Source organism: Aeromonas oralensis, from assembly GCF_049665575.1.
In the GTDB taxonomy this organism is placed as follows: Bacteria; Pseudomonadota; Gammaproteobacteria; order Enterobacterales; family Aeromonadaceae; genus Aeromonas; species Aeromonas hydrophila.
In genome coordinates this window covers 2,322,979-2,347,826 of sequence record NZ_CP187186.1, presented here as the reverse complement: position 1 = coordinate 2,347,826, position 24,848 = coordinate 2,322,979, and the positions used below count along the sequence as shown (strand labels likewise).

Sequence of the window (24,848 nt, the reverse complement as noted above, 5' to 3'; positions counted from 1 at the left end):
CTATGGCGCTTACCAAAGCCGACATTGCAGAGCACCTGTTCACCCAGCTCGGGATGAGCAAGCGTGAAGCCAAAGATATGGTGGAAGCCTTCTTTGAAGAGATCAGACAAGCGCTTGAGCGTGGTGAACAAGTCAAGATTTCAGGCTTCGGTAACTTTGATCTTCGTGAGAAGAACCAGCGTCCTGGACGTAACCCGAAAACCGGCGAAGATATTCCTATCAGCGCCCGGCGGGTGGTCACCTTCCGCCCTGGTCAGAAGCTCAAGGCCAGGGTCGAAAATGTTGAGCCCAACGAGTGACAAAAAGCCAGGCAGCCGCCTGGCTTTTATTTTTTCATGAGAAAAACCAGCCTATTGCTAGGTCTGCTGCTGGCCGCGCCACTGCAGGCGATGGATCTCCCCCTCTCCACGGCGGCCAAGGCGTATGCCGATGCCATCAAGTCGCTGACCATCTGCTATCCGGCGCTGATCCGGCCGCCTTATCTCGAGGAATCGGGAGGCTTACTGATTGATCAGATGGAGAGGTTGGCAGAGCAGCTTCCTTTTCCGCTCCTGCACGAGAAGCTGCCCAACTGGTCAGCGGTGCAGCGTGGCTTGCAGGAGGGGCGGTGCGATCTCATTCCCAATGTCGGCCCTTCGTTGCAGGCCCTGCCGGGCATGGCACTGAGCCGCGCCATGCTGGAGGCCGAATCCGCCATCCTCTATCGGGGGGCTCTGGAACGGGCGACCTTCCTGGTGTCCCCCATCTGGCAGGCAAACGAGGTACTGCATGCCCTCTATCCCCATTCAACCCAGTTGCCCCTGACCGAGGCGGACAACTGGTACGCGGCGCTGGCGGCGGGCAAGGGGACCGCCTATCTCGGTGACTACCTGCAACTGCGCTACCTGATGCGCGAATACCCGGATCAGGGGCTGCGGCTGCGTCGGCTGCGCAGCGATGAACTGGTGGTGAGCTACCGGCTGATGATGCGCGACCAGCCGGAACTGCGCGAGCTCATCGATACCGCCATCCGTTATCTGCCGCCCGGCGCCCTTTACAAGGACCTGGATCGCTATCTGGCGCAGGGGGAGCAGGACATCAACCCGCTTCACTTCACCGACAAGGAGCAAGCCTGGCTGGTTGGCACCTCCCGTGCCATCAAGCTGGTCGTCAACCCGGATTTCATGCCCTACAGCGGTCTCGACGAGCAGGGGGAGCTCAAGGGGTGGAGCGCCGACGTACTGCGGCAGGTGAGCCAGCAGACCGGCCTCAACTTCCACGTGATCCCAACCGCCAGCAAGGAAGAGGCGCTGGCGAAGCTGCGCAGCGGTGAGGCAGACATGATGGCCGGCCTGCTGGAAACGCCGGCGCTGACTGATGCCTTCGACTTCACCCGCATCATGGCGCTCAATCGCTATGCCCTGGTCAGTCGCAAGGCGAAGTCGTTCGACACGCTGGCGGCGGTGAAGGGCGACATAGTGGTGCCCGCCACCCTCTATGACGAAGGGATGTTGGCCCGGCTGGATGGCGAACATCATTGGCGCAAAAGTGACACCCTGGCGCAGGGGCTTGCGGCGGTGCAAAGCGGCGAGGCTGACGCCATGCTGGCCGAGCTCTACCAGCTGCAATACCCGCTTCGCAACAACCAGCTGGATGGACTGGATATCAGGGAGCTACCTCAACGCTTCGGGCTGGGGTTTGCCATCAGCCATCACAGCCCGCGACTCAGCGGGGTGATGGAGCAGAGCCTGATGGCCTTCACCAGCAGGCAGAATGACGATCTCAATCAGCGTTGGCGCCGGCTGGTGCTGACCCAGCAAGCCGGGGTCAGCTACGGGATCTGGCTGGGGTCGGTGTCGCTGGCGCTGTTGATCAGTGCTGGCGTTATCTGGCTGATCTGGCGCTCCCGCCAGCAGCTGGCCAGAGAGGTGAGCCAGCGTCAGGAGATTGAGCAGACCCTGGCGCTGGAGAGCCAGTTCAGGGAGTCCCTGTTCCAGGCGCTGCCGGTGCCGGTGTTTCTGCGGGACAATCAGGGCGAGATCATCAAGCGCAACAAGCAGGCTAAACGGCTGGAGGCTCGCTATCTGGCCGAGCTGCACCTGCCAGAGGCCCAGTTGCAGGGGGGCGAGGGGGAGATGGCCCTGGGCGATCAGGTCTACTCCTATGCCCAGATCCCGCTTCAGCTCGGCAAGCAGTCGCCGGCGGGGGATCTCATCGCGCTCTCCAACATCAGCGCCCTGCGCGAGCGCACTCGCTTGCTGCGCCAGGCCGAGCGCCGCCTGCGCGCATTGACCAATACGGTGCCCGGGGTGGTGATCCAGTTCCTGCTGCAGCGGGAAGGCATCGCCCAGGTAGAGTTCATCAGCCGTGGCAGCTACGAGCTGCTGGGGCTGGCCAGCCAGCAGATCCGCCGCAATCCCGGTCAGGCGCTGGGCCGGCTGGATCAATATGACAGGCGCAAGATGCAGATCCCCATGCTGGAGATGCTGCAGGCCGGTCAGCCTTTTTCCTACGCGCTGCGCTATGAACACCCGGGCAAGGGCACCCGCTGGCTGCAGTTCTACGGCCGGGGACGCAGCCAGTCCGAGCTTGGGTGGCGGGTGTACGGGGTGGTGCAGGATGTGACGACCCGGGTCGAGCAGGAGCAGGCGCTGCAGGCCTCCCATGAGCGGGCCGAGCAGGCGGTGCTGGCCAAGGGGCGTTTCCTCGCGGCGGTGAGCCACGAAATTCGTACCCCCATGAACGCCATTCTGGGGCTGCTGGAGTGGCTCAGCCACACCTCCCTCAATGCCGAGCAGCGCTCGGCACTGGCCCACGTCCGCCAAGCTGGGGACGAGCTGCTGGGCCTGCTCAATGACGTGCTCGATTTCAGTCGCAACGAGAACCGGCAGCTGGCGCTCTCGCCCCAGCCCACCGATCTGGTGGATTTGTGCGAGCACGTGGCGGCCGTGCACTGGTCCAAGGCCCGCTCCAAGCGACTGCAACTGCGGCTGGATCTCGATCATCGACTGCCCGCCCAGGTGGAGCTGGATCCCCACCGGGTGCAGCAGGTGCTGCACAACCTGCTGGCCAATGCCATCAAGTTCAGCTCCCGTGGCGAGGTGGTGCTGTGGGCCCGCCGTGCTGGCTCCCAGTTGTTGTGCGGAGTGGACGACGAGGGGCCCGGTATCAGTGCCGAGCTGCTGCCGCGTCTGTTCCTGCCCTTTGAGCAGGGCGGGGAGGCGGGTCAGCCGCGGGCCCAGGGCACCGGGCTCGGACTTGCCATCTGTCGCCAGCTGATGGAGCAGATGGGGGGCGAGATCCGGGTCGAACCGCGGCCGACCGGCGGCAGCCGCTTCCTCTGTGCGCTGCCACTGGTGTTGCTGCAGGAGATGCCGCGCTGGCGGCCAAGGGTGGCCAGCGTGCATGTGCAACTCGGCGGGGCGGAGCGGGACTATCTGCTGCCCTGGCTGGGCGAGCTCGATTTGCAAGACGATCCGGCCGGCCCGGTATTGAGCGTCCGGCTGGATGAGCAGGGGCTACGCTACTGGGACTGGCAGGGGGAACCCTGGGTGCCAGGCTCGGTGGTGAGTCTGATGCAGCCAAGGCTGGTGCCCTCTAGCCAGGGCATGATCACGCTGCCGGGGCAGGGGATGCGGGTGCTGCTGGTCGAAGATCACGAGGTGAACCGGGTGTTGATCAGCATGCAGCTGACCCAGCTGGGGGCCCGTGTGATCAGCGCCGCCAACGGCCAGCTGGCGCTCGACATCCTGCAGCATGAGACGGTCGATCTGGTGTTGACCGACCTGCAGATGCCGGTGATGGACGGGGCCGAGCTTTGCCGTCAGCTGCGTGACTCGCCGCGCTGGCAGCATCTGCCCACCTACGTCATCACCGCCGATCTCAGCGAGCAGGCGGCGGCGCAGCTGGCCAGCTGTGGTTGTCGCGGTCATCTGGACAAGCCGCTGCTGCTCAAAGATTTGGCCAATCTGCTGCGCAGCCTGGGCGAGCCCGACCAGGCACCAGCACCTGAGCCACCGGCTCAAAGCGATCTGCCGGCCCGAAGGGGAGGTCTGGGCTGCGCGGGAGGTGTCGCTGCTGGCGCCGGAGCTTATCCCGCTCTATCTGGACGCGACCGGGCAGGATCTGGCAGACATTGAGCGCTGCGTCACACAAGGGGACGAGATGGCGCTTGAAGCCGCTTTACACAAGATGAAGGGGGCAGCCAAAATGGTGGGGGCCACCCCGCTTGTTCAGGTGATCGAGCAGTGGAAACAGGATCCACGGCAACCCCTGCTACCCCCGCTGCGGCAAGCTCTGGATGAGGTGTGCCGGCGACTACGTGAGAGGCTCTGACATGATCATCACAGATGAAGAGTTACTGGCGTTGCTGAACTCGGAAGAGACGGACGAGCGCCTGTTCCACCCCGTGACCATCTATGCCCTGGATGGGGTCGCCTATCGGACGGCAAAAGCCGTCGCGCTGCCCGAGTTCGCCACCTTGCGCCGCACCCGCCCCGATGCCTGCTGGCAGTGGGAAGGGCTGTTTGCCGCCGGCGCCATCGCCCTGTTCGATCCCGACTCCCATGTGGGAGCTGACTATCTGCCACAGCTGACGGCGCAGGCCGAGGGTGTCTATCGCCTCACCGACGACTGGCTGGCGGGGGTCAATGGCCGCTACCTGGCGTGGCAGGAGTGGCTGGCCCAGACCCAGGTGCTGCTGCTGGAGGATCACCCGTTTCAGGGGGCCCACATCCAGCAGGAGGTCAAGGGACTGGGAGTGCCTTGCCAGTGGGTGCAGGATGGCAACGCCTGCATCAAGGCGCTGGCCGGCGGCGAGGTCAAGCTGCTGGTGAGTGATCTCAGTCTGGTGGAGCAGGATGCCATCAGCCTGCTGATGAGCCAGCCCCAATACCAGCACAGTTGCTTGCCCATCGTGCTGCTCTCCGCCCACGATCAGACTCTGATCGACGGAGCCCGCCGCCTGCTGCACGACGCCGGTTTCAACGTGCTGGCCGCCCTGGCCAAACCGCTGCAGGCCGACGATCTGCTGCGGCTGCTCAAGACGCTCTATCTGGGGCCACAGCGCCAACGCAGGTTGAGTGGCCTGCGCCGCACCATCCGCACCTGGCAGGGGGAAGAGAAAGGGTTGCTCGGGCTCTTGTCCGATCCTCCGTCGCCTTTGCCGATTTGGCTGGCAGTGACCGGCTTGCCGCCGCGCTGGGAGCGGGTGCGCGAATGGCTGGTCCAGCAGGGCAGGGAGCCCGGCGAGCTCACCCTGCTCATCCACCGGCGCGACCACCTGCTGAGCCAGGCGGAGCGTTTTGCTCTGGTGCTGCAGGCCAGTCTGGCGGGGGCCAAGCTGGCACTGCTGCTGGACAACGATCAACACATTCCGTTCGACTTGCTGGAGCGGATGCCGCTGCAGCACCTGCTGCTGGGACAGAGTCTGCTGCCCGGGCTGGAAGCCATGACCCCGGACTCCCTGCTGGGGCGCTTTATCAACCGGGCCAGGGAGCTCGGGATCGCCCTCTATCTGGACGATCCCTTCAACCTGCTGGACAGCAATCTGTGGCGCGATCAGGGCGTGGCGGGGCGCTGGTAGACGGTGGCCCGCTACCTCTGCTGGCCACCGGACGAGGCCCGGCTGCGACGCGCCCTGGCCGGCTGGCTGCATCCTCATTCGCGGGCAGCCCTGCCGCTGATGATGGAGGTGGGGGGCATTCCCTGCCGCTTGCAGGAGCTGGCGGGAGCCGATCCCGAGCGGATCAGGGCCGCCTATGGCGAGCTCAGTGAACAGAGTGTCTACCTGCGTTTCATGCGCGCCAAGCAGATCCCGAGTGACGAGCAGCTCGCCTTCTTCCTCGATTACCCCAAGGAGCACCAGATCGGGCTGCTGCTGACCGATGGTCAGGGGCGACCGCTGGCCCAGGCCCAGTCCATCCGGCGGCGGCTGCACCCGGATCGGGCCGAATTCTCCTGCATCGTCGCCGATCACTTCCAGCACCGGGGCGCGGGGCGACGCATCCTGCTGGCGCTGGCCTTGCTGGCGCGCGCTGAAGGCATTCGCGAGTGGACGGCGGAGGTGCTGCCCCAGAATCGCCCCATGCTGGCGCTGCTGCGCGGGCTGGGCTTGCCGCTTACTCTGGTGACGGGGCGGGAGCTGGTGTTCGTGCGACTCGATCTGAGCGTGCTCGACACCCTGTAACCGCGTCATAAGACCAAGGGCGAATAGGCCGGTTTTTCACCCTGTGCTAAGGTCAGCCAGAGAGGTTGTCAGAGGGAGTCAGTCATGGTGCAGTCAGCGAAACACATCGTCATTCTTACCGGTGCCGGGATCTCGGCAGAGTCGGGCATCAAGACCTTTCGCGCCTGTGACGGTCTGTGGGAAGAGCACAGGGTCGAAGACGTTGCGACGCCGGAGGGCTACGCACGGGATCCTGCCCTGGTGCAGGGTTTTTACAACTCCCGCCGCCACCAGCTGCAGCAACCCCACATCCACCCCAATCCGGCCCACTATGCGCTGGCCCGGCTCGAGCGCCTGCTGCCGGGCTGCGTCACCCTGGTGACCCAGAACATCGACAACCTGCACGAGAGCGCCGGCAGCAAGAACCTCATTCACATGCACGGGGAGCTGCTCAAGGCGCGTTGCCCGGGCTCGGGCCAGGTGATCGAATGGCGCGGCGATCTGCAGCAGGAGGAGCTGTGCACCTGCTGCCAGTTTCCCCAGCCGCTGCGCCCGCACGTGGTCTGGTTCGGCGAGATGCCGCTCGGGCTTGATCGCATCTACAGCGCGCTGGCCCAGTGCGATCTGTTCATCTCCATCGGCACCTCGGGCGCCGTCTATCCGGCGGCCGGTTTCGTGCACGAGGCGGGATTGAACGGGGCCCACACCATCGAGCTCAACCTCGAACCGAGCGAAGTGGGCAGCCAGTTTGACGAGAAGCGCTATGGCCCGGCATCGTTGCTGGTGCCGGCCTACGTGGATGAGCTGCTGCAAAGTTGCGGCGTCCACCAGCCAGCGCAGATCGAGGGCCACAACTGGATGGAGATGCGCGGTCCATGAGCTATTGTGCGACTGGACAGTTGCAATGAACCGGTGAAATCGCCACACTAGCAGCCACAAAAAATGGGACGCAGTTGGCGCAAATTACCATGACCGCAGTAAAGCAATGGATCGCTTTTTTCCTTCTTATGATGGCCAGTGCCGGCGCATCGGCCTCGATCCCCCTGATGACCCTGGTGCTGCCAAGTGGCCAGCAAGTGACCCTCGATGAGGCGGCCCTGTCCGCCCTGCCGCAGACCGAATTCACCACTACCACCCCCTGGACCCAGGGCTCCCACCACTATCGTGGGCCGACCCTGGCAGCCGTGCTGGCGGCGCAAGGGATCCTGGATGCCCGCAAGATCGCCGTCTCGGCCCTCAACGGCTATCAGCAGGTGGTGGATCTGGCCCTGTTCGACGGCGTGCCGCTGACTCTGGTGCGACAGGAGGACGGCAAGCCACTGACCCGGCGCAACAAGGGCCCGCTCTGGCTGCTCATTCCGTTCACAACCTATTCCAAGCTGGACGTGCCCGCCATCCACAACTGCATGGTGTGGCAGGTGACCCGCATCGAGATCCTTGATTGATGGGGCTATCCCGCCACAAGCTGTTGTTGGTTGCGGTGTCGCTGCTGTTTCTGCTCTCCTCGGGCAGCAGCCTCTATCTGCAGCATCGCCAGGAGCAACTGGTCGATACCTTCTACCGCAATATCCACTGGAACATCAGCCAGGTGATGCTGGAATCCCAGCGTTTCCTCTACGACCTGCAGCTCTACCGGGCCGGCAGGCTGGGGATGGAGACCCTGAGCCTGGATTACGATCTGCTGTGGAACCGGCTCGATATCTTTCTCATCAGCAGCGAAACCGCCGAGGCGCGCCAGCGGCACGGGCTTGGCAAGGCGCTGGCCGGACTGTTCGAGCAGATCAAGCAGCTCGAGCCCCAGATGGAGGCCGGCGCGCTGCAAGAGGGCGCTGAGCTTGCTCGCCTGCAGGAGGCGATCGCCAGCCAGACCCGCCTCATCGAGCAGATAGGGGATCAGATCCTCTCCGGTCAGGAGCGGGAGCGTTCGGTCAGCCAGATCCGCAGCAGCCTGTTCTGGTTGCAGATCTGGCAACTGATCCTGTTGCTGACTGGCGGCGCCCTGGTGGCCGCCCTCATTCGCGCCAATCTGGCGAATCGTCGGCTCGCCCTGCTCGATCCCCTGACCCGGCTTGGCAACCGCCGCGCCCTGCAGGAGCAGCTCTCCCGCGCCCTGCATGCCGGTGAGGCGAGCGCCTTGGTGGTGCTCGATCTCAAGCGCTTCAAGCAGGTCAATGATCTGCTGGGTTATCAGGTCGGTGATCGGCTGTTGCAGACGGTGGCCGACAAGCTGCAGCAGGCCCATAGTGGCCACGCCTACCGGCTCGGTGGCGACGAGTTCGCGGTGATGTTGACCCGAGCGGATGGCGCGCTGGAACCCCGCATCCATGAGCTGGTAAGCCTGCTCCATTTCGAGTTCGTGACCCGGGAGTGCAGCTTCGATCTTGCCTGTCGGCTCGGGGTGGCCAAGGCGCAGCAACAGGATGCCGGCCGGCTGCTGGATCAGGCCATCCTGGCCCTCAATCAGGCCAAGCGCAGCCGGGATGGGGACATCTGCTGGTTCGAACCGGCCATGCTGCAGCAGTTGCAGTTGAGTCAGCAGCAGCTTCATCAGCTGCGCGACTGGCTGGCCGGGCGCGAGCCTGCGCCACTGCGAGTGGCGTTGCAGGGGCTGACGGACGGGCAGGGCAACGACCTGTGGCAAATGACGCTCTACTGGCGTGAGCAGGGGGCGCCCTGTCCCATGCGCTGGCTGCAGGAGTGCGGCGTGCTGGGGCCCGTGCTGGCCAGGTTGCTGCAAGCGCACGAGGCGCAGCATACCGATGGTCGGGCCTTGTTGCTCCCGCTCGACAACCAGGCACAGCTGGCCCATGTCGTGGCCTATCTGCCGGACGCCTCCCGCACACCGCGGGTGCTGCTGGTGCCGACGCTGCTGCCGGATGCTGCCTTGCTGGCGGGATTGTGGCAGCAGGGTTGCATTCTGGCGCTCAGAGACATTGGCAGCGCCACCCCGGCCCAGCTGGCGGCCGGCTGGCCTGTTCGCTACTGGTTGCCAGATGACGCGGAGCACGGCGAGCTGTTGCAGCCGCTGGCCCGGCGACTGGGGCTGGTGCAGTTGCAGGTGCTGGCGGGCGGTGAGGCAAGGCAGCTGGCCTGAGCACAAAGAGCGGTATTGAACCGGCCAGAGACAAAACGCAGCAAGGCGACCCCAGGGTCGCCTTGCGCTTTATATTGCAGATAAATGTCAGGGGCGGGGGGCGCAGGAATCCCTGATCACCAGATCGGGGTCGACGGTGATCAGGTGGTCAGCCACCGCTTCGCCGTTGATGCGGGCCAGCAGGCGGGTGACGGCGAGGCGGCCCAGCTCCTCTTTGGGCTGGTTGATGGTGGTGAGTGGCGGCGACATAAATTCGGCCAGCGCCACATTGTCGTAGCCGACGATGGATAGGTCGCGCGGGATCACCAGCCCCGCCTGATGGGCGGCACTGATGGCCCCCATCGCCATCATGTCGTTGCAGACAAAGAGGGCAGTGGGCCGCTCGGGCAATGCCAACAGACGGGTCATCGCCAGATGGCCGCTGGCGCAGTCAAAGTCCCCCTCTTGGATCCAGTCGGGATTGACAGTGAGTCCTGCCTCCTGCAGCGCCAGCTCGAAACCTGCCTGGCGCTGGTTGGCGGGGGCGCGGCTGCTGGGGCCTGTGATGCAACCGATGGCGGTGTGGCCCAGCTCAATCAGATGGCGGGTCGCCAGATAACCGCCGTGGAAGGAGTTGTCGGCGATAAGATCCACATCTTCGCTGACCAGCCCCCAATCCATCACCACCACCGGCAGGCTCTTGAGCCAGTCGAGCTGATTGAACACCTCTTGTTGGCCTTCGCTACACATGATCAGCAGGCCATCGACCCGCTTGCGCAGCATCATCTTGAGGTAGGAGAGAGCGGTTTCTGCCTGCCCCTCGGTGTTGCCCAGCATCAGGTTGTAGCCCTGCTCGAAGCAGTAACGTTCCACCCCGCGCACCACTTCGGCAAAGAAGGGGTTGCTAGAGGTGGTGACCAGCATGCCGATACTGTTGGTCTCCTTCACCTTGAGGCTGCGGGCAACCAGACTCGGGGCATAGTTGAGCTCACGCATGGCGGCGAAGACCCGCTCGCGGGTTTCCTCGGCCACAAAGCGGGTCTCGTTGATGACGTGGGAGACGGTGGTGGTCGAGACCCCCGCCAGCGCCGCCACCTCCTTAATATTGGCCATCAGTGCCCCTGCGCAGTCTGCTCAAGCAGGAAGGTGTCGACCTCCTGCTTGTTCGGGATAGAGCTCTGGGCACCGAACCGGGTGACGGAGAGCGCCGCCGCCCCGTGGGCAAAGCGCACCGCGCTGTGGAAATCGGCACCCGCCAGTTCCGCCGCCAACAGGGCGCCGTTGAAGGTATCGCCCGCGGCAGTGGTATCCACCGCCTTGACTCGAAAGCCCGGGATGAGTTGTTGCTGCTGTGCGTTGCTGCAATAGACCCCTTGTGCGCCCAGGGTGATCATCACGTCCGCAATCCCCATCTGGTGGAAGCGGGCAGCCGCCTCGCGGGCGCTCGCTTCGTCGGTGACTTTGACGCCGGTCAACAGCTCGGCCTCGGTCTGGTTGGGGGTGATAAGGTCGACCAGCGCCAGCAGTTCGCTTGAGAGCGGACGGGCAGGGGCGGGGTTGAGCACCACCCGGGTGCCATGGGCGCGGGCCAGCCGTGCAGCCTCATGGACACTCTCGAGCGGCACTTCCAGCTGCAACAGCAGGGTGTGGGCGTCGGCGATCATCGCTTCGTGGTTTTTCACCACGGCAGGGGTGATGGCGCCGTTCGCCTCGGCGGAGATACCTATGCTGTTCTCCCCCTCATCGCTCACATAGATGATGGCGATGCCGGTCGGGAGCTTGGGATCGAGCTCGACGGCGCTAACGTCAATACCGTCTTTGGCAAAACCGCTCTTCATCTGGTGGCCGATGGCGTCATCACCGATGCGGGCGATAAAGGAGACGGGGGCGCCGAGGCGGGCGGCTGCAACCGCCTGATTAGCCCCCTTACCACCGGGCACCACCTGATAGCTGTGGCCGGTCAGGGTTTCACCCGGGCGAGGAAAGTGGGGAACGCGCAGCACGTGGTCTGCATTGACACTGCCCAGAACGACGAGACGATTCATGTTGACTACTCCTGATGCATCTTGGCTTGAACACGATGACTGAGTGAGTTCAAGCCGGGAGGCACCGTAATTGAGGGGAAAAAGGGGAGGCGAGCCTCCCCCTTGTGATTTATTTGCTGACCACTTGCAGCGGTACCGGAATGGATTTCTCGACCGGCTGACCCTTGAGCACCTTGTCGGCAGTCTCGACGCCGATGGCACCGATCAGCGCGGGCTGCTGGGCCACGGTGGCGGCCAGTTTACCCTTGGCAACGGCGGCTTTGCCATCGTCAGTGCCGTCGAAGCCGACGATCATCACCTCTTTACCGGCGGCCTGCACGGCGCGGATGGCACCCAGTGCCATCTCGTCGTTCTGGGCGAACACGGCCTGTACGGTCGGATGGGCCGCCAGCAGGTTTTCCATGACGTTCAGACCCTTGGTGCGGTCAAAGTCGGCGGGCTGGGAAGCCAGTACCTGCAGCTTGTTGGCCGCCACGGCTAGGGCAAAACCTTCGCCACGGTCGCGGGCGGCGGAGGTACCGGCAATCCCTTCCAGCTGAATGACCTTGGCACCTGTGCCCAGTTTTTCGGTGATGAAGTCACCAGCCAGCTTGCCGCCCGCCACGTTGTCGGAGGCAATGTGAGCCTTGACCTCACCCTGCGCGGCGCCGCGGTCCAGAGTCAGTACCGGGATGTTGGCGCGGTTGGCCAGACGGATGGCGTTGCCCACCGCTTCGGAGTCTGTCGGGTTGATCAGGATGGCGTTGACCTTGCGCACGGTAAGATCTTCCATGTTGGAGAGCTCTTTGGCCGGGTCATTCTGGGAGTCCAGCACCACCAGCTCGTAGCCAAGCTCCTTGGCCTTGGCTTCGGCACCCTCCTTCATGGTGACGAAGAAGGGGTTGTTGAGGGTGGAGACCACCATCGCCAGGGTATGGTCAGCAGCCTGGGCGGTGCCCAGCACGGACATGATGGCGGCAGCGAGCAGGGTATTGAGCTTTTTCATCATTTCATTCCTTGTGTGTGGCGTGTTTTACGTTGTTATCGGGTACTTTTGTTGTCGACCATCACGGCAAGCAAGATCACGCTGGCCTTGGCGATCATCTGGTAATAGGAGCTGACATCGAGCAGGTTGAGGGCGTTGTTCAGGAAGCCGATGATCAGCGCACCAATCAGGGTGCCCATGATGCGGCCCTTGCCGCCCATCAGGCTGGTACCACCCAGTACCACGGCGGCGATGGCGTCCAGCTCGTAACCCATGCCGGCGGTCGGCTGGGCAGAGGAGAGGCGGGAGGTGACGATAAGACCTGCCAGCGCCGAGAGCGCGCCGCATAGACCATACACCGCCAGCTTCACCCGATCCACATTGATGCCGGAGAGACGGGTGGCCGATTCGTTGCCGCCGAGGGCATAGATGTAGCGACCGAGGCGGGTGTGGTTGAGCATGAACCAGGCGAGCAGGAAGACGATGGCCATCAGCCAGATGGGCACCGGCAGACCGAGCAGATAGCCGGTACCCAGCCAGGCGAAGTGGTCGGCGCCATCACTGAAACCGGTGGAGATGGGGCGACCCTCGGTATAGACCATGGTGATGCCGCGCAGGGCGGTCATGGTGACCAGGGTGGCGATAAACGCCTGTACCTTGCCCTTGGCAATGATGAGGCCGCTGACGCCGCCAAGCAGGGCGCCGGCACCCAGGGTGAGGGGCACCACCAGCCAGATCGGCAGCTCCATCGCTACCATAGTCGCCGCTAGCGCACCGCACAGGGCCAGCACAGAGCCAACCGACAGATCGATACCGGCGGTGAGGATAACCAGCGTCATGCCGACCGCCATGATGGCGTTGACCGAGGTCTGGCGCAGGATGTTGAGCAGGTTGTCGACGCTGAAGAAGTTGGGGTTGAGCGCGGAGACGACACCAATCAGCACCAGCAGGGCGACCAGGGATTTGTTCTCGATCCACCAGGCCTTGTTCATGATGCCGCGGCGGGGAAGGGTTTGGGTTGTCATTGTGCTGCCTCTTGCTCTGCTTGCCACTGTTTACCGACTGCCGCCGCCATCAGTTTCTCCTGATTGGCGTCGCGGGTGTTGAACTCTGCGCTGATGCGCCCTTCGTGCATCACCATGATGCGATCGCTCATGCCGAGCACTTCCGGCATCTCGGAGGAGACCAGAATGATGCTCATCCCCTCTTTCTTGAACTGGTTGATAAGCTGATAAATTTCCTTTTTCGCCCCCACGTCGACGCCGCGGGTCGGCTCGTCGAGGATCAGCACCTTGGGCCGGGTCAACAGCCCCTTGGCGATGGCCACCTTCTGCTGGTTGCCGCCGGAGAGGAGTTTGATCAGCTGATCCTGACTCGGGGTCTTGATGTTGAACAGACGCACATAGTCGCTCACCGCCTGCCGTTCGGCCTTGCCGTCGATCTTGCCGTTGCTGATGAACTCGTCGAGGGCGCACAGACTCATGTTTTCGCGCACCGACAGCTCCAGCACCAGCCCATCACCTTTGCGATCTTCCGAGATATAGGCGATGCCGGCGGCCAGGCCGTCGGCCCGGACTGGTTGGCACCAGCGCGTGGCCATCGACCGTGATTTCACCGCTGCTGACAGGGCTGGCACCGTAGATAAGCTTCATCAGCTCGGTACGGCCGGAACCCATCAGGCCGCTAAAGCCCAGAATTTCCCCCTGACGCAGGGAGAAGCTCACCCCGCGCACGCCGGGGCCTGCCAGATCCTTGACCTGCAGGCTGACGGGGCCGAGCTCGCGTTCAAGGCGCGGATACTGCTCTTCCAGCCGGCGACCCACCATCATCTCGATGATTCTGTCTTCATCCAGATCGCTCACCGCCTTTTCGCCAATCCACTTGCCATCGCGCAGCACGGTGACCCGATCGCAGATCTCGAAGATCTCCTTGAGGCGGTGGGAGATATAGACGATGCCGCAACCCTGCTCACGCAGCTCGCGGATAACCTTGAACAGCTGCTCGGTCTCGGTATCGGTCAGCGCATCGGTCGGCTCGTCCATGATGATGACGCTGGCATCGAACGACAGCGCCTTGGCAATCTCCACCATCTGCTGTTCGCCGATGGAGAGATCCCCGAGCCGGGTATCCGGCCCATGTTTGACGCCAAGTCGCGCCAGCAGGCCGCTCGCCCGTTCACGCAGCTGTTTGTGGTCGATGCTGCCAAAACGGGTACGGGGCTCGCGACCGAGGAAGATGTTGGCGGCGATCGACAACTCCGGCAGCAGGTTCAGCTCCTGATGGATGATGCTGATCCCCTGATCCTGAGAGTCGCGGGGGCCCTTGAAGTGGACCGGCTGACCGCGATAGCTGACGTTGCCCGCATCGGCCTGATAGATGCCGGTCAGCACCTTCATCAGAGTGGATTTGCCGGCGCCATTTTCACCGAGCAGGGCCATCACCTGGCCCGGATAGACCCGCAGACCCGCTTCGTCGAGGGCGCGCACCCCGGGGAAGGTCTTGACGATCCCGGTCAGCTCCAGAATGGGTGAGAGGGGGAGGTTGTGCTCATTTGCAGCTTCCTTGAAGAGGCCTTCTTTGAAGGATTCAGAACGCCACACCGGCGCAGAGGATCAGGTTGGCGTAGGGGGTCACCTCGCCGCTGCGCACGATCGCCTTGCTCTGGCGGGAGCGGGTTTTGAACTCCTCGTGCAGGCAGTATTCGATGGCGATGGATTTGCCCTGGGCGGCTGCGTGGGCCTCAAGCTGATCGACCAGTGCCTGATGGGCGGCGGGGCTGATCTGCTTGATCTCGGTTGCCATGATCACCTTCTCCACCACCAGATCGGTGAGCAGGGCGGTCAGTACGGTTTCGAGGCTGGGTGTGCCCGCCATCAACGCCAGATCGATCCGCTCCGGCCCTGCCGGAATGGGCAAGCCTGCATCGCAGACGGTGATCTCGTCGGTGTGACCCATCCGTGCCACCAGAGCACTCAGGGGAGCATTGAGCAGTACGCCTCGTTTCATACAGCACCTCGGCAGGCTATGCCCGCATATCTGATGTTAGCTAGGCAACCGGTTACGCAACCGGTTGCGTCATGAGGTGGAAGATAGGCGCTCAGGCGGTTTTGATCCACCAAGAGATGGCAGAAATGTGAAAACGATCTCAATGCGGGGCAAACATAAAGTACAAATGGGGCCAGCAGAGCGCTGGCCCGCAAGGGATTAAACGATCAGCGCCTGTTGTACTGCGGGACGGGCCAGCACCCGCGCCGTGTGGGCGGCCACCCTGGGGAACTCGTCGATGGCGATCCCGTCACTCTTGAGCCAGCTCGCCACCACGAACAGGTAGATGTCGGCCAGGCTGAAACACTCTCCCAGCACCCAGGGACCGGCGAGATAGTGGTCTTCTATTTGGGAGAAGCCATCGCGCATGTTGCGCGGCACCTTGGCCTGCATGGCGGCGATGGCCTGCTCATCATCGGCCCAGCGGGCCGCACGCCGGCTATGGGCATGGGCGACGTGCACAGTAGAGGCGAGGAAGCTGTTGACCTCCTGCATGCGGGCCAGCAGGAAAGGATCATTGAGGGGGGCGAGTTTGGCATCCGGGAAGCGCTGCGCCACATAGAGCAGCAAGGCCGGGGTTTCGGTGAGCACGCCGCGCTCGGTCACCAGCGCCGGCACTCGGCCTTTGGGATTGATGGCGAGGTAGGCGGGGGAGCGCTGCTCGCCGCTGGCGAAGTCCACGCGCTTTATTTGGTGAGGTGCGCCAGCCTCCACCAGGGCGATACGAACCGCCATGGCACAGGTGCCGGGGGTGAGGTAGAGGGTCAGTTCTGACATGGTCGATATCCTTTATCGAACGAGGGTGCATGAAATCCGCCGCCCAATGAGCTAGCTGGCGGCGCTTTGGGCATCCTACCCCCATACGTCAGGGGAACCAAGCGGGTATTGCGAGTCAGGTGGGCGAGTGGGCCGGGGAACCCGGCTTTGTCTGGAAAAACGCCACAGCTCCCTGTGAAATCAATGAGTTTCTGAACGGCAGATAACAGGAAAAACGGCTACGCATGCCGGGTCAAATCGCTATAATGTGCTCCCTGAATAGCAGTTTTTCGGATGTTGGATAGTCAATTGAGTAACAAAATGCGGATAGGTGGCTCCCTCGAACAGTCCCTGAGCCAGGGATATCGTCTCGACCTCAAGGGGGTATTGCAGGAGAGCTGGCAACAGACGCGGCGCACCGGATTCGGCCTGCTGCTGGCCATCGTCGGGGTGACGGCCATCTGGATGCTGTTGAGCAACACCCTGCTTGCCCCCTACGTCAATCAAGAAGGGGGATGGACGTGGCCCTGGTGCTGAGCCTGCTCATCACCATCATTATGTCGCCGATGACCTCCTCCCTTGACATGCTGGGCTTGCAGCAGTCGGTGGGGGTGCGTGCCCGCCCGAGCCAGGTATTTGACTTCTTTCGCCACTTCCTGCGCCTTGGCAGCCTGAGCCTGCTCGGCAGCCTCATCACCAGCCTGTTCGGTCCGCTGTTCGAACTGCTGGGTCTGCCGGTGATGCTGGCCTTCATTCCGTCGGCCCTGATCGGCATGGGGCTGGTGTTTACCGTGCCGCTGGTGCTGGAGCGCGGCCTGTCGCCGGTGCAGGCCATCCTGGTCTCCCTGCGCCTGTTTGCCCGCGGCTGGCCCAGCATAGTGCTGCTGCATGGGGTCATGATGGCGCTGTTCTTCCTGGCGCTGATCCCCATGGGGCTGGGACTTATCTGGGTGGCACCGCTCTATTTCAACTGCAAGGGGATCCTCTACCGGGATCTGTGCGGGGTGGCGGTCGAAGTGACCGAGGTGAGCCAGGGCCCCGATCATTTCAACGCCTGACGGCATGCAGAGCGTCAGACAACAGCAACAGATAGCGGCGCGTGTAGATGCGTGATGCAAAAGGATGGCATATGAACAATCGATACGGGATGGCGGCCGCGCTGCTGATGGCGCCCATGCTGGCAGTGGCGCAGCCCTCCCTTGAGCTGCAGTACGGCACCTTCTACAGCCAGATGAAGACCTTCGCCAAAGGGGAGTTTGGTCACGCCAGGCTGGGTTTTTATCTGACCGATCAGCAAAATGGCCGGCGCTGCCTGCTCACCTCGGCCCGGGTCTCGACCCTGGATCGGGACGTGGCAGCCGAGGTGACTGTCGACAGCGAATTGCGGCTGCCCTATGACGACGATCTGAATCTCGACAAGGCGACCGTGGTGGTGGGGCTCACCGAGCCCCATGAGGCCTGCGATCTGTCGGTGCAGGTGATGGCGGACGTGCCGCCGCCGGCAGACCGTCGGTGGGAGCTCAAGGTGAGCGAGCTGACGGGGCGCCAGCACGACATGCAGAGCCTGCTGGAAAAGCTGGCCGGCATGGTCGGCAAATATTTCCTGCCCGAGATGACGGGGGTGAGGGTCAGCCTGGTGCAGCCAAGCGGCACCGCCTACCTCATCGACGGTGCTCGCCAGCTGCCGCTGCCCTGGCAGGAGGGGCAACTGCTGCTGAGCAACGCCCAGCTGGCGGAGTTTGCCGAGGGCAAGCTGCAGCTGCAGGGGGAGATCCTGCGGTTGACTCCCTGGCTGCACAAGGGTTAGCCCATCTTGAGCCGTTACCCAGGGTGGCCGACATAAAAATGAAAAAGGAGCGCCAGGCGCTCCTTTTTTATGGCTGAGGTGGGCTTAGCGCACCTCAATGACGTCCAGCATGTCCATCTCGTCGATGTCCAGCAGCGGCGCCTTGGGCAGCTCGGGCGGATCAAACGCCTTGTCGCCGCCGTCGATGATGCCGGAGTCGCGGTTGATGCTCTTGAAGTCAAACAGCTTGTGATCGAGCAGGTGGCTCGGGATCACGTCCTGAATGGCGGTGAACATGGTCTCGAGACGACCCGGGAAGCGGCGATCCCACTCCTGCATCATCTGCTTGATGGCCTGGCGCTGCAGGTTCTCCTGAGAGCCGCACAGGTTGCACGGGATGATGGGGAAGGCCTTGACCTCGGCATAGCGCACCAGGTCCTTCTCCTTGCAGTAGGCGAGCGGGCGGATCACCACGTTCTTGCCATCATCGCTCACCAGCTTGGGCGGCATGGACTTGAGCTTGCCGCCGTAGAACATGTTGAGGAACAGGGTCTCGAGGATGTCATCGCGGTGGTGGCCAAGGGCAATCTTGGTGCAGCCCAGCTCCTGGGCGGTGCGGTAGAGAATGCCGCGGCGCAGACGGGAGCAGAGTGCGCAGGTGGTCTTGCCCTCCGGTACCTTCTCCTTGACGATGGCGTAGGTATCTTCTTCGACGATCTTGAAGTCGATGTCGAGGGTGGTCAGGTATTCGGGCAGCACGTGCTCGGGGAAGCCGGGCTGCTTCTGATCCAGGTTGACCGCCACCAGATCGAAGTGGATGGGGGCGCTGGCCTTCAGGCTCATCAGAATGTCGAGCATGGCGAAGCTGTCCTTGCCGCCGGACAGGCACACCATGACCTTGTCACCCTCTTCAATCATGTTGAAATCGGCGATGGCCTGACCTACGTTGCGCCGCAGGCGCTTCTGCAGTTTGTTGAAACTGTATTTTTCTTTGGCGTTAAGCTCTTCTAGCATGACCTGAAACCCGGGACAAAAATAAGCGGCTTATTATAGCCATGTCCCGGGGGAGGGCAAGAAAGGCTTATGCTGGACGGCGGCTATCGACCGGGCAGCTGTAATCGGCGGGCTTGAGGATCAGCATGTCGCAGGCGAGGCGATCCACCACGTGTTCGGCGGTGTTGCCGAGCAGGGCGGCGGAGAGCCCGGTGCGACCGACGCACCCCATGATCATCAGGGTGGCCTGCAGCTCGCCGGCGAGATCGGGCAGCACCTCTTCGGGCAGGCCTTCCGCCACCCGGGTCCAGAGATGGCCGATGCCGTATTTGTCGGCGTGGCTCAGCAGCAGGCTCTCGTGGTGTTTGCGAATGGCGTCGTTGTAGGCGTTGGGGTCAAACTCCGGCAGCTCGATGGCCACGTTGACCGGGGTGCCCGGGTAGGTGTTGACCAGATAGAGGTTGGAGCCGAGCAGCTCGGCGATGGCGCTCCCCTCTTCGGTGATCCGCTCGTTGAGCAGCTTCTGATCCTGATCGTCGCTGGAGCAATTGATGGCGGCGATGATGTTGCCACCTCGCTGCCAATGACCCTCTTTCACCAGCAGCACCGGGCAGGGGCACTTGCGCAGCAGATGCCAGTCGGTGGGGGTGAAGATGAAGGTTTGCAGGAAGGAGTGGTGGTGAGTGGCCTTGACCACCAGATCGTGGCGCTGCTCCAGCACTTCCTGAATGATGCATTCGAAGGGACGGTTGTGCCAGACCACCTTGATCTCGCAATCCAGTCCACGGGCGCGGTAGGGTTTGAGAATGTCGTCGAGCCATTCGCGGCGCTGGGCAATCACCCCGTGGCGCATCTCTTCCCGCTCATCCACCGACAGCATGGCGGTCATTTCATACGAGAAATCGTAAATGGTGAGCAACAGGGTCAGCTGGGCGCCTTCATCCAGCTCGGCTACCTTGACCGCACGTTCGAGGGCGATTTGCCGCTCTTCTTCCGGGTTGATGACCACCAGAATTTTCCGGTACTTGACCATGTTCTCCTCCTCCTTGGCAAAAATACCAATGATGGCAGACCTTTAGCCATTACAGCTTAGCTCAGGAGGAGAAGGGGGACGTGTGCCGGATCAAATTTCGGGGTAAACCGATCCGGCACCAGAGAGAGGAAGCTTAACCGCAGGGGGGCGGGTTGCACCGGCCATGACGCCAAGAGCGACGTGATCCAGTACGGTAATGTATTTGCCCTTGACGCTGATGAGACCGGACTTCTGGAAGCGGCCCAGCAGACGGCTGATGGTCTCGACGGTGAGGCCGAGGTAGTTGCCGATGTCACCGCGGGTCATGGAGAGGCGGAACTCCTTGGCGGAGAAACCACGCTCGGAGAAGCGCACCGACAGGTTGTGCAGGAAGGCGGCGAGGCGCTCTTCGGCATTCTTCTTGGAGAGCAGCAGGATCATTTCCTGGTCGCCCATGATCTCGTTGCTCATCAGCCGCATGATCTGCTGGCGCAGCTTCGGCATCTTGCCGGAGAGATCGTCGAGCACGTCGAACGGGATCTCGCACACCATGGCGGTTTCCAGCGCCTGGGCGAAGGAGGGGTGAGCCTGTTTGTGGATGGCGTCAAAGCCAACCAGATCGCCAGCCAGGTGGAAGGCAGTGATCTGCTCGTCACCCTGCTCGGTGATTGTGTATGACTTGATGGTCCCGGAACGGATGGCGTAGAGCGATTTAAGTTCATCGCCGGCCTTGAACAACTCTTCACCCTTCTGGATCGGCTTCTTGCGCTCGATGATGCTGTCCAGCTGATCGAGCTCATTGTCGTTCAGAGTGAAGGGAATGCAGAGCTGGCTGATGCTGCAATCCTGGCAATGAATTGCACAGCCACCGCTCTGAATACGTCTGCCAGGTTTCTTTTCCGGGATCATAGGCTCATACGAATAATTGATTTATATCAAACAAGTTTACCATCAACTCATCCGTTTTGGATAGGGTTTCAAAAGGACGCAATCCCGATCCAGAGGGTATGCAGCCCGTATGCGATGAGCAGCAGGGCCCCACCAAGGCGCAAACTGCGCAGGGTCAGCCAGTAGCGCAGCCGATCTGCCAGCCCCCCCAGCGCAAACAGGGTCGGCAGGGTGCCGAGGCCGAAAAAGAGCATGATCAGCGCTCCGCCGCCAGCCGATCCCGCGGCTGCACTCCAGGTCAACATGGAGTAGACCAGCCCGCAGGGGAGCCAGCCCCATACCATGCCAAACGGCAGTGCCTGCCAGGCCGAGGTGAAGGGGATAAACTTGCCCGCCAGCGGCTTGAGACGGGGCCACAACCTGGCGCCAATGCGCTCGAGCAGCAACACCCCCTGCCACCAGCCGGCGAGATAGAGCCCGAGGGCAATCATCAGGAAGGCCGCCACCAGCCGCAAGCCGGCGATGGCGTGCTTGCCCGCGCCGAGCTCACTGGTAGTGGCCAGCAGTCCCCCGACCAAGGCGCCGGCAATCACATAGCTGAGGATCCGGCCGAGGTTGTAGTTGAGCAGATAACCGAGCCGCCCCCAGAAGTGCTGCTTCTCGGCAGGAATGGCCATGGAGAGGGCGGCGGAGACACCGCCGCACATGCCGATGCAGTGGCCGGCGCCAGCCAGTCCCACCAGCAGGGCGCCCAGCAGATCAAGGGTGGCCGTCATCTTTGTGCTCGTGTTCGGCATGTTTGGGGGCGGGTTGCTCTTCGTCGAACAGGATATTGGAACCCTGGCGGTCGAGATCTTCAAACTGCTCGGAGCGAATGGCCCAGAAGAAGACGGCGCCGGCGATGATGACGAAGAGGATGGCGATGGGGATGAGGACGAAGATGATGTTCATGCAGCAAGCCTTGCAATGAAAAGGGTCATGGTACACCCGTTGGTGGCCGCAGGCCCGTCGATTCGATGGTGAAGGGAGCCTGACCGGAGCCCGCTCCCTTCACCCTGTCTGTCCCTATGGCCACGGCTCAGCGGTTGAGCCGCATGGAGTTGGTGACCACGATGAGGGAGCTCAATGACATGCCCGCCGCCGCCACGTAGGGGGGCAGCCAGCCGCTCGCCGCCAGCGGCAGCACCAGCAGGTTGTAACCGATGGACCAGGCGAAGTTCTCCTTGATGATCTTGCGGGTGCGCAGCGCCAGGGCGCGGGCATCCAGCAGGCGGGAGAGATCGTCGGCCAGCAAAATGGCGTCGGCGCTGTTCTTGGCCAGATCGGTGCCGCCGGCCATGGCGAAGGAGGCGTGAGCACCGGCCAGCACCGGGGCGTCGTTGATGCCATCTCCCACCATGATGCTGATATCGCCGTGGGCCTCGTGCTCCTTGAGGTAGGCCAGCTTGCCATCCGGCGTGACGCCCTTGACCAGTTCGTCGACCCCCAGCTCGCGGGCCACCTCGTCGGCCTGGGCCGAGCTGTCGCCGGTGAGGATGGTGGTCTTGAGGCCGGCCGCCTTGAAGGCCTGGATCAGTGCCTTCGCATCGGGGCGCAGGGTGTCGGTCAGCAGGAAACGGGCGAGCGCCCGATCCTCGTCGGCCAGATAGATGACCAGCCCGTCCGCTTGCGTTTCGTGGGCATCGCAGATGCCGAGCCAGCGGGGACTGCCGAGGCGATAGTGGCGACCGTCGATCACCCCCTCGATGCCGTGTCCGATGACGGGGGTCACCTTGCTGGCCGCCAGCAGCACGGCGTCCTCTGCGGCGTTGTTGCGAAAGGCACGGGCGATGGGGTGCTCGGAATAGGCCTCCAGAGCGCGGGCGATGGCAAGGCAGCGCGCCGCGTCTAGGTTACCCAGGGCCTCCGTGCTGGTCAGGCTTATATTGCCCGTGGTCAAGGTGCCGGTCTTGTCCATCACGATGCGGTTGGCCCGGGTCAGCACGTCCAGCACGTGGCCGCGGCGCAGCAGGATGCCGGCGCGGGTCAGGCGGGCGGTGGCCGAGGTGAGCGCGGTGGGGGTGGCCAGGGACAGGGCGCAGGGGCAGGTAGCCACCAGTACCGCCAGGGTGACCCAGAAGGCCTGCTCTGGCTGATGGAAGTGCCAGAAGGTCCATACCCCGGCGGCGATGAACAGCAGCACCAGAATGAAGTGGCGGGAGAGCACGTCAGCCATCTGGGCGATGGCCGGTTTGTCGTCCAGCGCGTGATCCTGCAGCCGCATGATCTGGGCCAGGCGCGACTCTTCGATGCGATGGCTGACCCGGATCTCAAGGGGGGCGTCGGTGTTGATGGTGCCGGCATAGACGGGATCTCCCGCCTGTTTGAACAGTGGCAGCTGCTCGCCGGTCAGCATGGATTCGTTGAGGCTGGCCTGCCCAAGCAGGATGATGCCATCCGCCGGCAGGGTGGCACCCGCCAGCACTCGCACCCGGTCGCCCACTTGCAGCGTCTTGGCGGCCACCTCGTGTTCGCCATCCTCATCGAGCCGGGTGGCCATGATGGGCACCAGCCGCGCCAGGTTGGAGCTCGACTCGGAGGCCTTGCGTCTGGCCCGCAGCTCGAGGAAACGCCCCAGCAGCAGGAAGAAGACGAACATGGTGATGGAGTCGTAATAGACCTCGCCGGTGTTGAACACGGTGGCCCACATAGAGGCGACGAAGGCACCGATCAGTGCCAGCGACACCGACACGTCCATGGAGAGGTGTCCCTGCCTGAGGCTGCGCCAGGCGCCCACGTAGAAGGGCTGGGCCGAGTAGATCATGATGGGGGTGGAGAGCAGCAGACTTATCCACTTGAAGTAGACCATGAACTCCTCTTCGACACTGATGAAGAGGTCCATGTAGAGCGCCACCGCGCACATCATCACCTGCATGGAGCCGAGCCCCGCCAGTGCCAGCCGGAACATGTAGCTGCGCACCTCTTTGGCGTAGAGCGCTTCCTGCTGGTGAGTCTGGAAGGGGTAGGCGCGATAGCCAATCTTGGCAAAGCCCTTGAGGATGTCGCTCAACGAGAGCCGGTCCGGATCCCACTTGATGCGGGCCCGGTGGGTGGTGGTGTTGACGTTGATGTAGTGCAGCCCGGCCAGATTGCCCAGATGGCGTTCGATGAGCCAGGCACAGGCGGCGCAGGTCAGGCCTTCCACCGTCAGCTGGATCTCGCGCACCTTGTGGCTGCCGGTGGCGCTGTCGGTGACAAAATCCTGCTGCACTTCGGCCAGATCATAGTGGGTGAGGGCGGCGAGCTCTGCGGGGACCAGCTCGCCCTTGGTGCCGGGAGCGGTGCGGTGCTCGTAGTAGCTGGCCAGGCCGCACTCCAGAATGGTTTCCGCCACCGCCTGACAACCGGGGCAGCACATGGGCTGGACTATGCCTTTTATCTCGAGGGCATAGCGGCTGCCGGCGGGCACCGGCTCACCACAGTGAAAGCAGCTGCTCATGACAGCTGGCCGCAGGCCGCCCGGCCTGTCGGCAGAAACAGTGAAGCGCCGGTTGCTGCCGGCGCGTCATGGTGAACAGGACGGCACATGACTCAGCGTCCTTTGGGATCGAGTTCGATGGGGGCCTTGGTGGGGAGCTGGACAGTCTCTTGCAGCCGCCATTCGTGGTTGAAGGCATCCACCCGTACGTGCCACTTGCCGGTGAGCGGCTTGTCGAGCAGCAGGCGATAGACGCCGTTGCCGTCGGCGGTCACCATGTGCTCGCTGTCCATGCCGGCGAGGGTGGGGTGAAACAGGGAGAGGTAGAGCGCCTGGCCGGCCGGGATATCCCCTGACAGCGGCTTGAGGGTCAGCTCGTTGCCATTGACCTCCAGCGCGATGTGGATGTTGAGGGCTTCGGAGCGATCAAACTTGCTGAGATCCTGATTAATCTCTTTGCCTTGCTTGTAATAGTCTTCGGCTACTAGGTTGACGCCATCCTTGCTGGCGATGATCGCCGTGCTGATGCTGCCGATCACGGCTGCGGTCGGGAGGGCGATGATGAACCAGGGCCAGAATTGGCGATACCAGGGTTGGGACATAGTGCTACTACCGTGAAACCAGTGATTAACGAAACAGAGGAATTTCAGTCAACACAAGATAACAAAAAGCCTCGAAGAGTCG

General features: G+C 63.0%; 19 protein-coding genes and 4 pseudogenes. 9 read left to right on the top strand and 14 right to left on the bottom strand.

Annotated elements, in window-relative coordinates; all coding sequences use genetic code 11:
- Positions 1-2: 2 nt before the first annotated feature.
- The 7 genes and pseudogenes from ihfA (at position 3) to ACPDZI_RS10975 (ending at position 9,239) form a co-directional block, all read left to right on the top strand.
- Entirely contained in the window at positions 3-299 is a 297-nt protein-coding gene (gene ihfA, locus ACPDZI_RS11005) for an integration host factor subunit alpha (RefSeq protein ID WP_005300715.1), read from the top strand.
- Positions 300-353: 54 nt separating this feature from the next.
- Positions 354-4,314 (top strand): annotated as a pseudogene (locus ACPDZI_RS11000) (ATP-binding protein).
- A 1-nt stretch (position 4,315) separates the two neighbouring features.
- Positions 4,316-5,563, top strand: coding sequence for a response regulator (locus ACPDZI_RS10995; protein WP_438834525.1), 1,248 nt, complete (start codon positions 4,316-4,318; stop codon positions 5,561-5,563).
- 3 nt (positions 5,564-5,566) lie between these two features.
- Complete coding sequence (locus tag ACPDZI_RS10990) at positions 5,567-6,166, top strand: GNAT family N-acetyltransferase (RefSeq protein ID WP_044799961.1); 600 nt, start codon at positions 5,567-5,569, stop codon at positions 6,164-6,166.
- A gap of 72 nt (positions 6,167-6,238) precedes the next feature.
- Positions 6,239-7,024: pseudogene (cobB, locus tag ACPDZI_RS10985) on the top strand (Sir2 family NAD+-dependent deacetylase); the annotation flags it as partial.
- Positions 7,025-7,113: 89 nt separating this feature from the next.
- Positions 7,114-7,590: a hypothetical protein gene (locus ACPDZI_RS10980; RefSeq protein ID WP_276844777.1), complete on the top strand. Its 477-nt coding sequence runs from the start codon at positions 7,114-7,116 to the stop codon at positions 7,588-7,590.
- On the top strand, positions 7,590-9,239 hold the full coding sequence (locus tag ACPDZI_RS10975; protein WP_438834524.1) for a diguanylate cyclase domain-containing protein: 1,650 nt from the start codon (positions 7,590-7,592) through the stop codon (positions 9,237-9,239). The genes ACPDZI_RS10980 and ACPDZI_RS10975 overlap by 1 nt, the downstream gene beginning before the upstream one ends.
- A gap of 87 nt (positions 9,240-9,326) precedes the next feature.
- On the opposite strand, the gene ACPDZI_RS10970 is transcribed toward ACPDZI_RS10975, so the two are convergent.
- From ACPDZI_RS10970 to ACPDZI_RS10940, 7 genes and pseudogenes are all read right to left on the bottom strand, one after another.
- The gene (locus tag ACPDZI_RS10970; protein WP_438834523.1) at positions 9,327-10,331 is read right to left on the bottom strand and encodes a substrate-binding domain-containing protein; all 1,005 of its coding nucleotides are present in this window, start codon (positions 10,329-10,331) and stop codon (positions 9,327-9,329) included.
- Positions 10,331-11,263 (bottom strand): ribokinase, encoded by a 933-nt coding sequence (rbsK, locus tag ACPDZI_RS10965; protein ID WP_438834522.1) that lies wholly within the window; start codon positions 11,261-11,263, stop codon positions 10,331-10,333. Before rbsK ends, ACPDZI_RS10970 begins: the two co-directional genes overlap by 1 nt.
- Positions 11,264-11,372: 109 nt before the next feature.
- Positions 11,373-12,248: a ribose ABC transporter substrate-binding protein RbsB gene (rbsB, locus tag ACPDZI_RS10960; protein ID WP_041207819.1), complete on the bottom strand. Its 876-nt coding sequence runs from the start codon at positions 12,246-12,248 to the stop codon at positions 11,373-11,375.
- 35 nt (positions 12,249-12,283) lie between these two features.
- Positions 12,284-13,252 carry a ribose ABC transporter permease gene (gene rbsC, locus ACPDZI_RS10955; RefSeq protein ID WP_041207818.1) on the bottom strand — a complete coding sequence of 323 codons (969 nt, stop codon included), beginning with the start codon at positions 13,250-13,252 and terminating at the stop codon, positions 12,284-12,286.
- Positions 13,249-14,752, bottom strand: a pseudogene (gene rbsA, locus ACPDZI_RS10950) (ribose ABC transporter ATP-binding protein RbsA). Before rbsA ends, rbsC begins: the two are co-directional and overlap by 4 nt.
- 61 nt (positions 14,753-14,813) lie before the next feature.
- On the bottom strand, positions 14,814-15,233 hold the full coding sequence (rbsD, locus tag ACPDZI_RS10945) for a D-ribose pyranase (protein WP_438834521.1): 420 nt from the start codon (positions 15,231-15,233) through the stop codon (positions 14,814-14,816).
- A gap of 198 nt (positions 15,234-15,431) precedes the next feature.
- A complete protein-coding gene (locus tag ACPDZI_RS10940) occupies positions 15,432-16,049 on the bottom strand; it encodes a glutathione S-transferase family protein (protein WP_438834520.1) in 618 nt (205 codons plus the stop codon).
- A gap of 300 nt (positions 16,050-16,349) precedes the next feature.
- On the opposite strand from ACPDZI_RS10940, the pseudogene ACPDZI_RS10935 reads away from it, so the two are divergent.
- A pseudogene (locus ACPDZI_RS10935) lies at positions 16,350-17,086 on the top strand (hypothetical protein).
- Positions 17,087-17,157: 71 nt separating this feature from the next.
- A complete protein-coding gene (locus ACPDZI_RS10930; protein ID WP_438834519.1) occupies positions 17,158-17,835 on the top strand; it encodes a DUF2987 domain-containing protein in 678 nt (225 codons plus the stop codon).
- Between the two features lie 84 nt (positions 17,836-17,919).
- Here the strand turns inward: ACPDZI_RS10930 and ttcA are convergent, their stop codons facing one another.
- From ttcA to ACPDZI_RS10895, 7 genes are all read right to left on the bottom strand, one after another.
- Positions 17,920-18,828, bottom strand: a complete 909-nt coding sequence (gene ttcA, locus ACPDZI_RS10925) for a tRNA 2-thiocytidine(32) synthetase TtcA (RefSeq protein WP_438834518.1) — start codon at positions 18,826-18,828, stop codon at positions 17,920-17,922.
- 67 nt (positions 18,829-18,895) lie between these two features.
- On the bottom strand, positions 18,896-19,840 hold the full coding sequence (gene uspE / locus ACPDZI_RS10920) for a universal stress protein UspE (protein WP_194759849.1): 945 nt from the start codon (positions 19,838-19,840) through the stop codon (positions 18,896-18,898).
- Between the two features lie 90 nt (positions 19,841-19,930).
- Positions 19,931-20,728, bottom strand: coding sequence for an FNR family transcription factor (locus tag ACPDZI_RS10915; protein ID WP_151298266.1), 798 nt, complete (start codon positions 20,726-20,728; stop codon positions 19,931-19,933).
- Positions 20,729-20,796: 68 nt separating this feature from the next.
- Complete coding sequence (locus ACPDZI_RS10910; protein WP_024945239.1) at positions 20,797-21,483, bottom strand: sulfite exporter TauE/SafE family protein; 687 nt, start codon at positions 21,481-21,483, stop codon at positions 20,797-20,799.
- Positions 21,467-21,658 (bottom strand): cbb3-type cytochrome oxidase assembly protein CcoS, encoded by a 192-nt coding sequence (gene ccoS / locus ACPDZI_RS10905; RefSeq protein ID WP_005300771.1) that lies wholly within the window; start codon positions 21,656-21,658, stop codon positions 21,467-21,469. The genes ACPDZI_RS10910 and ccoS overlap by 17 nt, the downstream gene beginning before the upstream one ends.
- Positions 21,659-21,785: 127 nt before the next feature.
- Complete coding sequence (locus ACPDZI_RS10900; protein ID WP_438834517.1) at positions 21,786-24,185, bottom strand: heavy metal translocating P-type ATPase; 2,400 nt, start codon at positions 24,183-24,185, stop codon at positions 21,786-21,788.
- A gap of 92 nt (positions 24,186-24,277) precedes the next feature.
- The gene (locus tag ACPDZI_RS10895) at positions 24,278-24,766 is read right to left on the bottom strand and encodes a FixH family protein (protein ID WP_113995033.1); all 489 of its coding nucleotides are present in this window, start codon (positions 24,764-24,766) and stop codon (positions 24,278-24,280) included.
- Between the last annotated feature and the right edge of the window lie 82 nt (positions 24,767-24,848).

Excerpts from the sequence above, each read along its gene's own strand:
- ihfA (WP_005300715.1), top strand. The coding sequence starts at position 3 with ATGGCGCTTACCAAAGCCGACATTGCAGAGCACCTGTTCACCCAGCTC.
- ACPDZI_RS10995 (WP_438834525.1), top strand. The coding sequence starts at position 4,316 with ATGATCATCACAGATGAAGAGTTACTGGCGTTGCTGAACTCGGAAGAG.
- ACPDZI_RS10980 (WP_276844777.1), top strand. The coding sequence starts at position 7,114 with ATGACCGCAGTAAAGCAATGGATCGCTTTTTTCCTTCTTATGATGGCC.
- ACPDZI_RS10975 (WP_438834524.1), top strand. The coding sequence starts at position 7,590 with ATGGGGCTATCCCGCCACAAGCTGTTGTTGGTTGCGGTGTCGCTGCTG.
- ACPDZI_RS10970 (WP_438834523.1), bottom strand. The coding sequence starts at position 10,331 with ATGGCCAATATTAAGGAGGTGGCGGCGCTGGCGGGGGTCTCGACCACC.
- rbsK (WP_438834522.1), bottom strand. The coding sequence starts at position 11,263 with ATGAATCGTCTCGTCGTTCTGGGCAGTGTCAATGCAGACCACGTGCTG.
- rbsB (WP_041207819.1), bottom strand. The coding sequence starts at position 12,248 with ATGAAAAAGCTCAATACCCTGCTCGCTGCCGCCATCATGTCCGTGCTG.
- rbsC (WP_041207818.1), bottom strand. The coding sequence starts at position 13,252 with ATGACAACCCAAACCCTTCCCCGCCGCGGCATCATGAACAAGGCCTGG.
- rbsD (WP_438834521.1), bottom strand. The coding sequence starts at position 15,233 with ATGAAACGAGGCGTACTGCTCAATGCTCCCCTGAGTGCTCTGGTGGCA.
- ACPDZI_RS10940 (WP_438834520.1), bottom strand. The coding sequence starts at position 16,049 with ATGTCAGAACTGACCCTCTACCTCACCCCCGGCACCTGTGCCATGGCG.
- ACPDZI_RS10930 (WP_438834519.1), top strand. The coding sequence starts at position 17,158 with ATGAACAATCGATACGGGATGGCGGCCGCGCTGCTGATGGCGCCCATG.
- ttcA (WP_438834518.1), bottom strand. The coding sequence starts at position 18,828 with ATGCTAGAAGAGCTTAACGCCAAAGAAAAATACAGTTTCAACAAACTG.
- uspE (WP_194759849.1), bottom strand. The coding sequence starts at position 19,840 with ATGGTCAAGTACCGGAAAATTCTGGTGGTCATCAACCCGGAAGAAGAG.
- ACPDZI_RS10915 (WP_151298266.1), bottom strand. The coding sequence starts at position 20,728 with ATGATCCCGGAAAAGAAACCTGGCAGACGTATTCAGAGCGGTGGCTGT.
- ACPDZI_RS10910 (WP_024945239.1), bottom strand. The coding sequence starts at position 21,483 with ATGACGGCCACCCTTGATCTGCTGGGCGCCCTGCTGGTGGGACTGGCT.
- ccoS (WP_005300771.1), bottom strand. The coding sequence starts at position 21,658 with ATGAACATCATCTTCGTCCTCATCCCCATCGCCATCCTCTTCGTCATC.
- ACPDZI_RS10900 (WP_438834517.1), bottom strand. The coding sequence starts at position 24,185 with ATGAGCAGCTGCTTTCACTGTGGTGAGCCGGTGCCCGCCGGCAGCCGC.
- ACPDZI_RS10895 (WP_113995033.1), bottom strand. The coding sequence starts at position 24,766 with ATGTCCCAACCCTGGTATCGCCAATTCTGGCCCTGGTTCATCATCGCC.